At 28.6% G+C, this 15701-nt stretch carries 14 protein-coding genes and 1 pseudogene; 13 read left to right on the forward strand and 2 right to left on the reverse strand.

Annotated features, from left to right (window positions below):
- Positions 1 to 247 precede the first annotated feature (247 nt).
- Positions 248 to 1111: a MurR/RpiR family transcriptional regulator gene (locus CLPUN_RS10275; RefSeq protein WP_077847192.1), complete on the reverse strand. Its 864-nt coding sequence runs from the start codon at positions 1109 to 1111 to the stop codon at positions 248 to 250.
- Positions 1112 to 1235: 124 nt separating this feature from the next.
- Complete coding sequence (locus tag CLPUN_RS10280; RefSeq protein ID WP_077847193.1) at positions 1236 to 2087, reverse strand: Cof-type HAD-IIB family hydrolase; 852 nt, start codon at positions 2085 to 2087, stop codon at positions 1236 to 1238.
- Positions 2088 to 2383: 296 nt separating this feature from the next.
- Here CLPUN_RS10280 and CLPUN_RS10285 point away from each other — a divergent pair.
- The 13 genes and pseudogenes from CLPUN_RS10285 to CLPUN_RS10340 all read left to right on the forward strand — a co-directional run bounded on the left by CLPUN_RS10285 (position 2384) and on the right by CLPUN_RS10340 (position 15602).
- Positions 2384 to 3144, forward strand: a pseudogene (locus CLPUN_RS10285) (acyl-CoA dehydratase activase).
- A gap of 127 nt (positions 3145 to 3271) precedes the next feature.
- Positions 3272 to 3844, forward strand: coding sequence for a nucleotidyltransferase family protein (locus CLPUN_RS10290; RefSeq protein ID WP_077847194.1), 573 nt, complete (start codon positions 3272 to 3274; stop codon positions 3842 to 3844).
- On the forward strand, positions 3841 to 4881 hold the full coding sequence (locus CLPUN_RS10295) for an XdhC family protein (protein ID WP_077847195.1): 1041 nt from the start codon (positions 3841 to 3843) through the stop codon (positions 4879 to 4881). Before CLPUN_RS10290 ends, CLPUN_RS10295 begins: the two co-directional genes overlap by 4 nt.
- A 71-nt stretch (positions 4882 to 4952) precedes the next feature.
- Positions 4953 to 5768: an FAD binding domain-containing protein gene (locus CLPUN_RS10300; RefSeq protein WP_077847196.1), complete on the forward strand. Its 816-nt coding sequence runs from the start codon at positions 4953 to 4955 to the stop codon at positions 5766 to 5768.
- Positions 5743 to 6201, forward strand: a complete 459-nt coding sequence (locus CLPUN_RS10305) for a (2Fe-2S)-binding protein (protein WP_077847197.1) — start codon at positions 5743 to 5745, stop codon at positions 6199 to 6201. Before CLPUN_RS10300 ends, CLPUN_RS10305 begins: the two co-directional genes overlap by 26 nt.
- Before the next feature lie 4 nt (positions 6202 to 6205).
- Positions 6206 to 8491, forward strand: a complete 2286-nt coding sequence (locus CLPUN_RS10310; protein ID WP_077847198.1) for a xanthine dehydrogenase family protein molybdopterin-binding subunit — start codon at positions 6206 to 6208, stop codon at positions 8489 to 8491.
- A gap of 68 nt (positions 8492 to 8559) precedes the next feature.
- Entirely contained in the window at positions 8560 to 8805 is a 246-nt protein-coding gene (locus CLPUN_RS28665) for a hypothetical protein (protein WP_242954102.1), read from the forward strand.
- A 36-nt stretch (positions 8806 to 8841) separates the two neighbouring features.
- Positions 8842 to 9102 carry a methyl-accepting chemotaxis protein gene (locus tag CLPUN_RS28670; protein WP_278281619.1) on the forward strand — a complete coding sequence of 87 codons (261 nt, stop codon included), beginning with the start codon at positions 8842 to 8844 and terminating at the stop codon, positions 9100 to 9102.
- A 299-nt stretch (positions 9103 to 9401) separates the two neighbouring features.
- Positions 9402 to 10730 (forward strand): nucleobase:cation symporter-2 family protein, encoded by a 1329-nt coding sequence (locus CLPUN_RS10320; protein WP_077847199.1) that lies wholly within the window; start codon positions 9402 to 9404, stop codon positions 10728 to 10730.
- Between the two features lie 304 nt (positions 10731 to 11034).
- Positions 11035 to 12969, forward strand: coding sequence for a Cache 3/Cache 2 fusion domain-containing protein (locus CLPUN_RS10325; RefSeq protein ID WP_077847200.1), 1935 nt, complete (start codon positions 11035 to 11037; stop codon positions 12967 to 12969).
- Between the two features lie 200 nt (positions 12970 to 13169).
- Complete coding sequence (locus CLPUN_RS10330) at positions 13170 to 13532, forward strand: arsenate reductase family protein (RefSeq protein ID WP_077847201.1); 363 nt, start codon at positions 13170 to 13172, stop codon at positions 13530 to 13532.
- Between the two features lie 159 nt (positions 13533 to 13691).
- Entirely contained in the window at positions 13692 to 14225 is a 534-nt protein-coding gene (locus tag CLPUN_RS10335) for a dihydrofolate reductase family protein (protein ID WP_077847202.1), read from the forward strand.
- Between the two features lie 354 nt (positions 14226 to 14579).
- Positions 14580 to 15602, forward strand: a complete 1023-nt coding sequence (locus tag CLPUN_RS10340) for a galactose ABC transporter substrate-binding protein (RefSeq protein ID WP_077847203.1) — start codon at positions 14580 to 14582, stop codon at positions 15600 to 15602.
- Positions 15603 to 15701: the final 99 nt, after the last annotated feature.

The following is a 15701-nucleotide window of genomic DNA, read 5'->3' on the forward strand; positions in this document are numbered from 1 at the left end:
TAAGGAAGGAATATTAAAGCTAAAATTTATAGTCTAATATAGTTGTTAATTATAAATTATTAATTAAGTATATGTGGATAGTTAGAATACATATATTTAGCTTGAATATTCCTATAACATGCTACGCCTAGAGATTAATTTCTCCAGCTACATATCCATTACATTCTACAAGTAACTATTAGAAGATCTAAAGAAACTATTTAAATAAATTGAAATGTAGCGGCATAAATGAGTGTTGTTATATTGTTTAATAAATTTTATTATTATTTCCAGATAATTTTTTGTATGTATCAAGTTTATAGTTTATATTTTTGTCATAGTTAAATTTAAAATAGCATGTATATATACAATCTAAAACATATAACAAAGATAACCTTGTTGAAAAAGATGAAATTTTATTAAAGTGGTTTTCATTTGAACTTAAATACAATTGATAATTTGCATATTTAGTAAGAGGATTTTCATTTGTAGAAGAAATTAAAATAATTGGTGTTTTATTCTTTTTTAGTATATCTGCTATTCTTTGTATTATTATTCCTCTACCTTCAAAGGAAACTATTATCGCAATATGATTTTCATCACTAGTAGATGCAGTTAAAAGTTGATGATACTCTTCTATTGGAACATTGATAAGGGTTCCAATTTCCTGCATTTGAAATTTAAAGTTTTCTGCAAAATAAAGATTTCCAGCAGAGGTATAAAAATCAATTTGCTGTGATTTTTTTAAAACAGCAGAAATCAATCTTAATTGCTCTAGATCTATTAAATTTAATGAAGACATTAATGTTTGTTCATATAATTCTTTCAATTTTAATACAATTTGATATTGAGTTTCATTTTGTTTAAACGGATAATTATAATCTATTGAACTCTTTTCTTTTAAATACTCATTAATAGATACAGATACTTTTACTTTTAATTCTGATAGCCCTGATAAATCTAATTTCTGGCATAGTCTATAAATAGTAGAGGTTGAAATAAAGCATGCTTCACTAATTTCAAGAGCACTCATTTTTGCAAAAGTTTCTGGATTATTTTGCATATAATTAACTAATGTTTTTTCATTTTCAGTTAAGTTGGTTAGTTTATTCAATTTACTAAAAATATTCATGAACATCACCTCATGAACATTATACAATATTTTATTAGCTTTTGGTGTTTTGAGTTTAAGTATAATTTAGTCATAATCAAAAAATAATAGATCAGTATGCTTGTTTATTATTTTTTATTGTGTCCTAAATATCTATATCAGTTATGTACTTACTTAGTGTATAAGCAATACCATCTTCTTCATTAGATAAAGTCACTTCATCAGCTACAGCTTTTAAATCGTGTACGGAATTAGCCATAGCTACTCCGATACCAGCATATTTTATCATTGAGGTATCATTGTGCCCATCTCCAAAAGCAATCATTTCTTCTTTTTTATATCCTATAGGAATTAGCACAGTATCTAACGCTTTAGCTTTATCAATTCCGTCAGCAGTAAATTCAAAGTAGAAAGGTGCTGTAAACATACAACTTAAAGTGTCTTTAAATGGTTCCATCATTTCTTTATAATTAGCCTGTAGATATTCAGGGTCTCCCGCAGTTAAAATTTTATTTAATGGATAGTCAGCAAAGGCTGCTAAATCATCCTTTTCACATAGCTTGAATTTACCGCCACGAGATTCATATTGAATTATGTTTAATAGTGTATCATTGTAATGAATCTCATTGTTAAAAACATCATTAACATACATATAGTCGCCTTTGTCAATCATGGGTTTAACATTAAATTTCTTCATATGTTCAAGGACTGCTTGTCCTTGTTCAACACTCATGGTTTCATTAAATAAAACTTCATTACTCTGACAATCAATAACCTTAGCACCATTAAAAGAAACTAAAAGTCCATGATTTTCATCCATTTTTAATTCTTTAGCAAAATCCATTAATCCAGATGTGGGTCTTCCTGATGCTAGGATTAATATAGCACCATTCTTTTGTGCTTTAATTAAAGCATTCTTAGTCTTTTCAGTAATTACTTTTTTACTGTTAGTTAATGTACCATCCACGTCCATAATAATTACTTTTATATTACTCATATATCTTCCTCCTGGTTTTTTATTTAATTATACTAATACTTCTTTCATAAATGAATATGCTAGTTAAAGAATGAATAATATCTATCAAAAATAATAAAGTTAGTAAATAATAACTGAAACAAGTTTATCATTCTTTTAAATAGTTTGGTTAAATTATGAATAGAAGCGGTATTGTATTACCTGTTTTTTTATATCATATATTAATAATTTAACCTGACAGAGTCTATTTTTTAGTAAAGATTTAGTTTATTATAATTTATATATAAATAAACATTAAGAATATAAGGTGGCAAACAATGGATAAATATACTTTAGGAATAGATTCAGGTTCAACAACTACAAAAGGAGTATTATTTGATGGAGAAAAAATAGTTAAAACAATGATCTTAAAAACTTCTTCAAAGCCAAAAGAAAGCATTTACAAAATTTATAATGAACTATATTCTAAGGCGGTAGGATTACAATAGCTACAGGATATGGTAGAAACTTGTTAGAAGAAGCTGATAAAATTGTAACTGAAATAACCTGTCATTCTCAAGGAGCAGCTTTTCTTAATCCTACTATTAGAGGAGTTATAGATATAGGTGGTCAGGATTCTAAAGTTATTTTGTTAGATGATTCATTAAATGTTGTAGATTTTCTAATGAATGATAAATGCGCAGCTGGAACTGGGAGATTTGTTGAGGTGATGATGAGGACTTTAGAAGAAGAGATGGCTAATATAGATGAGTTTGTGAAAAATAGAAATCCAGTAAATATATCAAGTATGTGTACTGTTTTTGCTGAAAGTGAAATTATCAGCCTTCTTGCAAAAGATGTTCATAGAGGTGATATTGCTCTTGGAATAATTCATTCGATTTGCAGACGAACATCTAATTTCGCACAAAAACTAAGTTTACATGGAGATATATTTTTTAGTGGTGGACTTGCACTATCAGAAGCTTTTAGGGAAAACCTTGAAGGTTACCTTAATAGAAAAGTATTAACCAATGACTTATGCCAATATGCAGGTGCAATTGGTGCAGCTGTTATTGGATATAGAAAAATTAAGATATAATTAATGAATTATATTTAAAATAATGCCAAATCATAAAACGAAATATTAAATTCTTTATTGTAACTTACTTAAAAGATAATGAAAGGAATTATACAATAATAATTAGAAAGTATAATTAAAAATTAAAATAATGAAGATAAATTTAATTTTATTAGCATCAGGAAATAGTGTTAGATTTAAAGGAAATAAATTATTAGCAACAATTAATAATAAACCAATGTATATGAATGTTGTAGAAAAAATTTTAAAATTAAACTTTAATAAAATAGTTTTAGTTACTAAATATGAAGAAATTAAAGCATCATTATCAAAATATAATATACAAGTTATTATGAATGAAAACAGTGATCTAGGAATATCTCATTCCATTAAACTAGGTATAAATGAAGATATTGAAGCAGATGCATATATGTTTTGTGTGTGTGATCAGCCCTTTATATCATTACAGAGCATGGAAAAATTAATTGACAGATTTACAAAAAGTAATAAAGGTATGGCTTGTGTTGAGCACAATGGCAAGTTTGGGAACCCAGCTATATTTTCCGGGAAATATAGACATGAACTGTTAAGTTTAAATGGTGATATTGGTGGAAAATCTATCATGAAAAAATACCTTGATGATTTAGAAAAAGTTCAAATTAGCTATGAGATAGAGCTTGTGGATATTGATACTAGAGAAGAATTGGAGAATTTAAGATGAAAAAGAATTTTTATAAGAAGCTTTTCAATGGACTGAATTTAAATGGAGAAGCTTTTGTAATAAGTGTTATAAAAGGAAGCTATAATGGAGAAATAATAATAGGGCAGAAATTGTCAAAATATAAGGAAAGTATTTCAATAGAAAATGATAACTTAAAAGATTTTTGGAATGAAATTTTAAAAATCGTGGATTTTAATAAAGGAACATATATACTAAAGTTAGAGAATGAAATAGAATTATTTATAGAACATATTATAGGAAATCCTAATTTAGTTATTTGCGGAGGAGGTCACATTGCACTACCTTTATGTAAAATGGGCAAGTTGTTAGAGTTTAATACCACTATAATTGATGATAGGGATGAATTTGCCAATAAAGAGAGATTTCCTATGGCAGATAAGATTATATGTAGCAATTTTGAGGAAGCATTCGAGAAAATAAAATTTGATAAAAATACATACTTTGTAATAATTACAAGAGGTCATAAAGATGATAGAAAGTGTTTAGAAACAATAATTAAAAATAACTTTTGTTATGTTGGAATGATTGGAAGCAAAGGTAAGGTAGCTTTTGTAATAAACAGTATGCTTCAAAATGGTTATACAAAAGAAGATATTGCAAAAGTACATATGCCAATTGGACTTAAAATAGGTGCTAAAACTCCAGCCGAAATAGCAGTAAGTATTTTAGGAGAAATTATTCAAATTAAAAATGAAAAGGATATTAGCAATATAGACAATAATATATTAAAGGAACTTAGCACAAGAAATGAATCTATGGTGTTGTCAACAATAATAGAAAAACACGGTTCAGGACCAAGAGGTGTTGGAACTAAGATGCTTTTATTTAAAAATAAAAGTTTTATTGGAACTGTTGGTGGTGGAAGTGTAGAAAATGCAGTATATGAAAAAGCCTTAGAGATTATAGAAACTAAAAAATCTACTATAGAAGAATATGATTTGTCTAACTCGGCATCAGCTAAACTAGGAATGGCATGCGGAGGAAAGGTAAAAGTACTTTTGGAGTTTAATGAATAATTTATATACATAAAATATTTAAAATAGATAACAAGAACATTCAGAAATAGTATGATATAGGAGGGAAAAATTTGTTTACAATTAAAAATTATGTAGTTGCAGAAAATTTGGAACAAGCATATGAATTAAATCAAAAAAGAAGCAATACTATATTAGGCGGAATTGGCTGGCTAAAGATGGGGAGCCGCAATATTCAAACAGCTATTGACTTATCAAAATTAGGTTTAGATAAAATTCAAGAAGATGAAGAAAGTTTTAAAATAGGATGCATGTGCACTTTAAGAGATATGGAAGTTAATGAATCATTAAATTCTTATTTTAATGGTGTTATAGCAAGATCCTTAGTGCATATAGTAGGAGTACAATTTAGAAATTGTGCAACTATTGGAGGTAGTGTTTATTCTAGGTTTGGTTTTTCAGATATTTTAACATGTTTATTATCTTTAGATACTTATGTAGAACTTCATAATGGTGGAATTATTCCATTATCAACTTATAAAGATATGTATTATGATAGAGATCTTTTAGTAAGGATTATAATTAAGAAAGATACAAGAAAAGTATCTTATTTAACACATAGAATGAGTGCTACAGATATTCCAGTTCTTGCAGTAGCAATTTCAAAGTTAGAGGATAAATGGCAATTTGTATTAGGAGCTAGACCTCAAAGGGCAATTTTAGTAAATCAAGTAGATGGAATTCTTAGTCAAAATCCAACTCAAGAAGAAATTGATTCTTTAGTAGATTATGTAATTAAAGAAGTTAAGTTTGGAACTAATATGAGAGGCAGTAAGGAGTATAGACAAATTCTTGCTAAAGTATTTATTAATAGAGGAATAGAAGAAGTTATGGGAGGTACTCATGAAAATCAAATTATGGATAAATAACAAAGTATTTGAAGATGATATTAAGCCAGATACATTATTAATTGATTATTTAAGAGGCAAGGGCTTCTATAGTGTAAAAAGAGGCTGTGAAACTGCAAATTGTGGTTTGTGTACTGTCCATTTGGAAGGGAAACCAGTTTTATCATGTAGTACTCTTACAGCGAAAGCAAATAAATTACATGTAACAACACTAGAAGGTATGCAAGAAGAAGTAGAAAAGTTTGGAGGATTTATGGCAGATCAAGGAGCAGAACAATGTGGTTTCTGTAGTCCAGGCTTTATTATGAATGTACTAGCTATGAAGAAGGAGTTAGTTAATCCAACTGAATTAGAAATTAAGCAATACTTAAGTGGAAACTTATGCCGCTGCACAGGATATATGAGTCAACTTCGTGCAATTAAGAAATATTTAGAATATAAAAAGGAGGACTAAGGAAATGAAATCAGTAAGCCAAGGAATAAGAAAAAAGGATGCTATGGCTCTTGTAACTGGTAAGCCAGTATATACAGATGATATAGCGCCAAGCAATTGTTTAATAGTAAAAGTACTTAGAAGTCCACATGCCCATGCATTAATTGAGGAAATTAATACAGCTGTAGCTAGTAAAGTGCCAGGAATTGAATGTATATTAACACATGAAGATGTTCCAAAGTCTAGATTTACTATGGCTGGACAATCTTATCCTGAACCAAGTCCTTATGATAGATTGATTTTAGATAAAAGACTTAGATGTGTAGGCGATCCTGTTGCAATAGTTGCAGGAGTTGATGATAGATCTGTAGATAAAGCCTTAAAATTAATAAAGGTAAAATATGAAGTTTTAGAAGCCATATTAGATTTTAGAGAAGCTAAGGATAATAAAATTATAGTTCATCCAGAAGAAGACTTCAAAGCATTATGTGATTTTACAGGAACAGATGCTAAGAGAAATCTTTGTTCAACTGGAAACTTTACCTTTGGTGATGTTGAAGAAGAATTAAGTAAGTGTGCTAATGTAATAGAGCAAACATATCATACTAAGTCCAATAACCAAGCTATGATGGAAACCTTCAGAACTTTTACAGAACTTGATATTTACGGAAGATTAAATATTACAAGTTCAACTCAAGTTCCATTCCATGTAAGACGAATACTCGCTAATGCGCTTGAAATACCAAAGTCAAAGGTTAGAGTAATTAAGCCAAGAATTGGTGGAGGTTTTGGTGCTAAGCAAAGTGTTGTATCAGAAGTTTTTCCAGCGCTTGTAACCATGAAAACAGGAAAACCAGCTAAGATGATTTATACTCGCAAAGAAAGCATGACTTCAGGAAGTCCAAGACACGAAATGGAAATTAAAGTACGTTTAGGTGCTGATGAAAATGGTATTATAAAGGCGATTTATATGTATACCTTATCTAATGATGGAGCTTATGGTGAACATGGACCAACAACCGTAGGATTGTCAGGACATAAATCGATGCCATTATATAATGGTGCTAATGCTTATAAATTTGAATATGATGTTGTTTATTCAAATACCATGGGAAGTGGAGCGTATAGAGGGTATGGAGCTACTCAAGGATTATTTGCTTTAGAATCTGCAGTGAATGAATTGGCAGTAAAACTTAATATGGATCCAGTTAAAATAAGAGAACTAAATATGGTATCTCAAGGAGAAGTAATGCCAGCTTACTATAACGAAACAGCTAATAGTTGTACATTAGATAAATGTTTAGCTAAAGCTAAGGAAATGATAGATTGGGATAATAAATATCCATGTAGAGATATAGGCAATGGTAAGGTTAGATCGGTTGGAGTTTCTATGGCGATGCAAGGTTCAGGAATATCTAATGTAGATACTGCAGCAGTTGAAATAAAATTAAACGATGATGGTTTCTATACTTTAATGATAGGTGCATCTGATATGGGGACAGGTTGTGATACAATCCTAGCTCAAATGGCAGCAGATTGTTTGGATTGTGAGGTAGATAACATTGTTGTTCATGGGGTTGATACTGATCAGTCACCATATGATACTGGTTCTTATGCTTCAAGTACAACTTATATTACAGGTGGAGCAGTGGTAAAGACTTGTGCAACCTTAAGAAATAAGATAGTAGAAGAAGGAGCTAAATTACTTGATTGTTCAATAGAAAATGTAGAATTTGATGGACAAAAGGTATTTTCACTTAAAGATAGTAAAGAAATGAGTTTAAGGGATTTAGGTAATGCTACTTATGTTGGTGGAAGTCAATTATTAAGTGCTAGTGAATCGCATTGCTCAAAAGTTTCACCACCACCATTTATGGTTGGTCTTGTTGAAACTGAAATAGACAAGTTAACTGGAAAAGTGGATATTATTGATTATGTTGCAGTTGTAGATTGTGGAACTGTAATAAATCCAAATCTTTCAAGAATCCAAGTAGAGGGTGGAATTGGCCAAGGTATAGGAATGGCTTTATATGAGGACATCAGCTATGATAAAAATGGAAGAATGAGAAATGATTCATTTCTGCAATATAAAATTCCAACTCGTCTTGATGTAGGAAATATAAGAGTAGAATTTGAAAGTAGCTTCGAACCAACAGGTCCATTTGGAGCTAAATCAATAGGTGAAATAGTAATTAATACACCAGCACCAGCGTTAGCTAATGCTATATATAATGGAACAAAAGTTAATATAAGAACATTGCCAATAACAGCAGAGAAAATAGTTATGGGAATGCTTAAAAACGAAAAATAAGAACTTATTAAACTTTCATAAGGTTATATTAGATTTATGCAAGGGAGCAACAAAAGAAACTGTTGCATATGCTAATATCAAAAATAACTATAAGGAAAACAACAACTACAATAATTCCTAGAGAAATTGCAGGTGTCACAATGAAATCTATTATCAATCCTATTATTAATTCTAATAATGAAGTTGTAGGATTTTTTAGTGTAATCCTAAATATAGATAAAGTAAGTCAGATTGAAGAGGTGTTGGAGGATCTTAGAACATCGATTGAAAATACAAATGCTTCTATACAGGAAATTGTAGCTGGTGCAAAGTAACTAAATAATAGGGTTAGTTCTATTAAGAATAATGCAATAGCTAGTGTTGATGGACAAGGATTTTCAGTTGTTGCTAGTGAGATGAGAAAACTTGCTACACAAAGCAAAAAAACGGCTATAAAAGTATCTGATTCACTTCAACAGATTGAGAAGACAGTAAAAGAAGTAATAGAAGATGTAAATGATGCTGGACATATTTCTGATAATCAACATATAACTACAAGTGAAATATCTAGCTCTATAGATTTAATAACTAAAAGAGCAATGGATTTAGTTAAAATGTCAAAATTTGATTAAGACTAATATATAAAACTAAATAATCAATTTGAAAATCGTATTATTCAGATGAATTTGCGATTTTTTTATGTAAATTATATATTTGCTAGTGTAAATATATTTACGAATGTTTTTTTTTGAAAATAAAAAAACATTCGACTTTTTTAAAAATTATGGTAGAATAATTTTATGGTGGAAAACAATAATTTAGTAAAAATAATCTGTATTTATAGATTATTTTTGTATATTGTTTGTTTATATTTAGAAAATACATTCGAAATTATTTAAATTATTAAAAAGTTTTATTCAAGGGGGTAATTATGTCAAAAAACAATTATTCGGGACAAGATCAAGTAAATGAAATGCTTCCAATAAGTCAGCTTACGGCTTTAGGATTGCAACATGTACTAGCTATGTATGCTGGTGCAGTATCAGTACCATTAATTATTGGTGGTGCTGTAGGTTTAACACCAGAACAGTTAGCATTTTTAGTTGCAGCAGATTTATTTACTTGTGGGATTGCAACTTTAATTCAAGCAATTGGTGTAGGGTCATATGTTGGTATTAAATTACCTGCAATCTTAGGTTGTACCTTTGCAGCCGTCAGCCCGTTAATTATTATTGGTAAAAATTTAGGAATGGAAACCGCTTATGGTTCTATAATAGTAGCAGCACTTATTGTTATATTTGCAGCTCCATTATATGGGAAAATATTAAAATTCTTCCCGACAGTTGTAACAGGAACAGTAGTTACAATGATAGGTCTTTCTTTAGTAAGTGTTGGAATAAAAAGTGCTGGTGGTGGTGCTGGAGCTAAAGACTTCGGAAGTATGCAGAATCTTTTTCTGGCAGCATTAGTGATGATTGTTGTTCTAATATCTAATAAATATTTAAAAGGATTTTTTCAAGCAATTTCTGTTTTAAATGGTATTGTTGTAGGAACAATAGCAGCAACTTTTATGGGCAAAGTAGATTTTACAGTAGTGTTAAATGCAAAATGGATAAGTATTGTTCATCCATTTAACTTTGGACTTCCAAAATTCGATCTTGGATCAATAATCATGATGACCTTTGTCATGTTAGTAGTAATGATTGAATCAACAGGTACTTTTATTGGAATCAGTAAAGTATGTGAAAAAGAAATTACTGAAAAAGATATTGTACGTGGACTTAGAGCAGAAGGGCTTGCAACACTTTTAGGTGGTATCTTTAATTCATTCCCATATACAACCTTCAATCAAAATTTAGGACTTTTAGCTTTAAGTAAAGTAAAAAGTCGTTATGTTGTTATAGCTTCTGGTAGCATTCTTGTGGCACTCGGATTAATGCCTAAATTTGCAGCTTTAGCTACTATTATTCCACAACCAGTTATAGGTGGAGCTACAACTATAATGTTTGGAATGGTTGGTGTTGCAGGTATTCAAATGCTTTCAAAAGTAGATTTTAGCAAAAGCACAAATATGATGGTTGTTGCTGTCTCTCTTGGTTTAGGACTTGGAATAACTATGGTACCTGATTTTCTTGTACAAACACCTAGTATTTTCAAATCAATTTTCAGCAGTGGTATAGTTACAACATCTATAGTTGCTGTAGTTCTTAATGCATTTTTAAATTATAATGATAAAGATGCTAAAAGTGATATAAAATAATATATATTTTCTGATAATAACTATTTTTTAAGCAAATTAGGTAGAAATACTTAATTTGTTTTTTACTTTACGTCTATATTTATTTCTTAGAGAGATTATGTATTTTGCAATATAAATATAATTTGACGAAAATATCCAATAAATAGTATGTTGTTATCTCAAGTAAAATTGTAAGTTAATGAAAAATATAGGTGTTATTTGTTAGTTTTGTGGTATAATTAAGCAGATATACTTAAATGAAATATGCTATTGGTATTTATTTTTAATTTATAGATTAATTGTAGACATGGGAAGAGGATTTTTAATGAGAATAAAATATAAGCTTATGATAAGTTATTTGGTGTTAATTGCATTTGCTGTAAGTCTTTTAGGGTTTTTAATTGCTAAAAAAGCTGATGATGCAGTTTTAAAAGAAGTAAATGAAAAAAGTCAGCGTTTAACAGAATCAATTATTACAACCCTTAGTGTACGAAATGACTTATTAACAGAAAAATCTTATAGTGATCTAAATTTTGCAAATAACTTACTAAACAATTTAACTGATTTAAGGATAAATTATAGTGAAAGTATAAAAGTTGGAGAGTTTAATTTACCTGTTCTATATAAAGGAAACCAAAAATTATCTTTAGATAATACTATACTTGACAAGATTGAAGAGTCTACGGGTACTGTTGCTACTATATTTTTATTAAATGATAATAAGCTTATAAGAGTTTCTAGCACACTTTTTAATAAGGATAATAGTGTAAGAGGCACATATATTTCTAGTGATTCACAAGCATATAAAAAAATAATTGATAACAAAGAATTTATAGGTAATATTGAGATACAAGGTAATGGTTATATAACAAGAATGAAACCATTATTAGATAAAAATAAAAAAGTTATAGGAGCAATAGGCATAGGAAATAAAATTCTTAATGAATACTTAGAAGAAACATTAAGTAATATTAAATTAGGGGAAACTGGCTATGTGTATATATTGAACTCTGAAGGAAATATAATGATTCATCCATCAGAAGCAGGAAAAAATGCTGAAGATGATGATTTGGTTAAAAGAATAAATTCAAATAAAAGTGGAATAATTGAATATACTCGCAATGGAGTTAAAAAATTAGGTTATTATAAATATTTTGGACCTTGGCAATGGTATATAGTTATTACTGCTAATTATGATGAATTAACAGCTTCATCTAAATCAATCATAACAACTACAATAGTTACTGGAGCAATAATAATTGTTTTAGGTGGAATTATAGCATTATTTCTAGCCAATACTCTAGTTAAACCAATTAATAAGTTGAAAAGGTGTATGGAGATAGCTGAGAAAGGTGACTTGACAGTTCACTGTGAGGTTGATAGCAATGATGAAATAGGAATATTAGCAGATAGTTTTAATAATATGTTGGTAGAAAACAATAGACTCTTAGAAGAAACAGTACAATATGATAAATTAAAAACTGAATTTATTGCCAACATGTCACATGAGTTAAGGACACCTTTAAATATTATTTTTTCAACAGCTCAGTTGTTTAATGTTGTCATAAGTAAAGATGAAGAGATAAATACTGATAAAATAAAAAATTATATAAGTAATATAAAACAAAACTGCTATAGATTAATGAGATTAGTAAACAATTTAATAGATGTGACCAAAATTGATTCTGGTTTTATTAAGCTTGATTTAAAAAATCAAAACATAATACAAATTACAGAGGATATAATACAATCAACTGCTGATTATGTAAAACCTATGTTGAGAACTATTGTATTTGATACAGATCAAGAGGAAAAAATTATGGCTTTTGATTCAGAAAAACTAGAAAGAATCTTGCTTAATTTAATTTCAAATGCTACTAAATTTACGAATCCAGGAGATAAAATTAATATTAATTTACATGATAAAGGCGATAGAGTTATTATTTCTGTTAAAGATACAGGGATAGGAATTCCAGAAGAAAAACTGCCACAGCTTTTTGAAAGATTTAAGCAAGTAGATTCATTGTTAAATAGAAGTCATGAAGGTAGTGGCATAGGATTAACTATAGTGAAAGCTTTGGTTGAACTCCATGGTGGAACAATAGCAGTTAAAAGTAAGTATAAGGAAGGCACAGAGTTTATAATAACCCTGCCAGCAAAGGTTATTCCAGAAGAAGAGGAAGCAGAAATTAATCAGGATTGTTCAAAAGAAGCATATGTTCAAAATATAAATATTGAATTTTCAGATATTTATAAATAAGTATAAGAAGTTTTTTAAGATATGTAGAATTAATAGATTCTTGTAGGGGAAGACAAACAAGATCTAGAATTAGACAAATTATAATTGATAGTGTAAAACTATTAATTAAAAGCTTGGGATAGCACTTTTTTCTTGAAAACAATAATAACAATGGTATATAATAAGTCAAAGTTTATTTAAAATTGATTGGAGGAAAATTGATGGCTTATTTATTTGTAGAATATCCAAAGTGTACAACTTGCAAGCGTGCAAAGAAATGGTTAGATGAATATAAAATTGAATATGAAGATAGACATATAGTAGAGAATAATCCAACCTTTGAAGAACTTAAAGAATGGATTAAATTAAGTGGAATTCCAACTAAGAAATTTTTTAATACCAGTGGAAATTTATATAAAGAAATGAATTTAAGTCAGAAGCTTAATGCAATTTCAGAAGAAGAACAAATTAAACTTTTGGCAACAAATGGAATGCTGGTTAAACGGCCAATTGTTGTTGGAGAAGATTTTGTGTTGGTAGGATTTAGAGATGAGAACTTGTGGAAAGAATCTCTTAATAAGTAGTTAATACGGTTATTATAAAAGATATGAAATGGAGAAGAAATTTTTAAATGCTGTTTTTCAGAAGTGTTATATATAGAAATATTTTTAAACACCAAATGGCTGTTTTTTCAATTTGTTATTTAATTTTAGGTAGAACAAAGTGCTAAGGAAGGTAATCTTATGGAAAGAAGTATAATACTTTATATTGCAATGAGTTTAGATGGTTATATAGCAAGAAATAATGGAGCGGTTGATTGGCTAAGTGGACATAATGATGATACTAATGTTGATAATGGATATGATGAGTTTTATAAGACAATAGATACTATTGTAATGGGAAGAATTACATATGAACAAGTCATTAATGAACTATCACCTGGTGTTTGGGTTTATGAAGGAAAGAAGTGTTATGTAGCAACTACAAAGAAATGTGAAAGTTATAACAAAGTAGAATTTATATCGAAAGATATTGCAGGTTACATTAAAAATTTAAAAAAACAGCAGGGAAAAGATATTTGGATTGTTGGAGGCGCAAAATTAATTGATCAATTTATTAAACAAGACATTATAGATAAGTATATTATAACCGTAATACCAACTATTTTAGGAGAAGGAATTCCACTTTTTTTAAAGGAAAATCCAGAAACTAAACTTAGGCTTATTGAAACAAAAATAGTGGATGGTATGGTTGAACTAACTTATATTAAAATATAATTCAAAAAGGTTCCGTTAAGAAAAAATCCGTATCTTTGGTTATATCAACTTTCAAACTGAAATTTGTATTAAAAATATATTAACAAAATTATTGGAATTTAATATACTTATGGAATAAAAATCATAGTGTTTGAGAAGTATACTTATAGTATTTTTCTTAGGCACTTTTTATAAGATCATTAATAAAATTTTAGTAAGAGAATATATGCGTGAAAGAAAATCTATACGTTTGCAAAATGTTAGTAATAAAAAATTTTATTTTGTATTAACTAAAATAGAATGAGGATATTTTTTTAATTAAAACACATCCTAAGATTAATCATTATAATTAAAGACATACTATGGAGGATTGAAATGAGCGTTTTAAAAAAAATAATAATATTTATTATGATTCTACTTACCATAATAGCTCTTCCAGCAGAAATTTCTAAAAATAACGTATATGCTAGTCCTGATTTTAATGAAAAGAAACCAGTTAAGATAGCCGTATTCTTTGATAATTCTAATGCTATGTATATTTCTCTTCTTAAAGAAAATTTAGAACTTATTCAAAAAGAAAATGAAAATAAAGTTGAATTTACTTTCTTTGATGGAAAAGATAATCAAATGTCACAAAATGAAAGCATTGATAATGCTCTTAAGCAAAATTTTGACCTTTTTATTATAGGAATAATTAGTCAAAAATTAAAGGATGTAGAAAGCATTTTAAGCAAAATCATGGAAAAAAATATTCCTGTAATTTTAAATCCAGATCCTGCAGAGGAGATAATAAAATTTATGAAACCTTATAAGAAATTTGTAGTTGTTGGAGCAGATTTTGAGCAATCAGGTACTATGCAGGGGAAAATTTTTGTTGATGAATGGAATTCTAATAAAGAATCTATAGATAAAAATCATGATAACATATTGCAGTATATTATGCTAAAAGGCAGAATTGGGAGTCCATTAACATATTTAAGAACAAAATATTCTATTTTAGCACTTAATGATGCTGGAATAAAAACGGAAGAACTTTCATCTCCTGAGTGTGAATGGATTGAAGATTGTGCCAGAAGTTCTATTGAATCTCTATTTCTTAAACATGGTAATAAAATTGAAGCGATAATTTCAAATAATGATGCTATGGCAGTAGGTGCTGTTAAAGCCTTACAGAAATATGGATATAATAAAGGCGATAAAGAAAAAACAATTCCAGTTGTAGGAATTGACGGAATGCCAGCAGCTAAAGATTTAATACAAAAAGGATTTATGGAAGGAACTGTAGTTGTAGAGCCTCATGATCTTGCTGAAGCTCTTTATGCAATTGGAATGAATTTAGCTTTAGATAGACCTTCTCTTGAAAATACAAACTATAATAGTGCAAAAATGCTTGAATAATTTTACAAATGAATAAAATAAAAAACATTTATGATAAATCCTTGTTATAATTGAGTTTGTACACAAAAATGACAGCAAGGAGCTATACATAAATGTTTC

The organism is Clostridium puniceum, from assembly GCF_002006345.1.
GTDB classification, from domain to species: Bacteria; Bacillota; Clostridia; order Clostridiales; family Clostridiaceae; genus Clostridium; species Clostridium puniceum.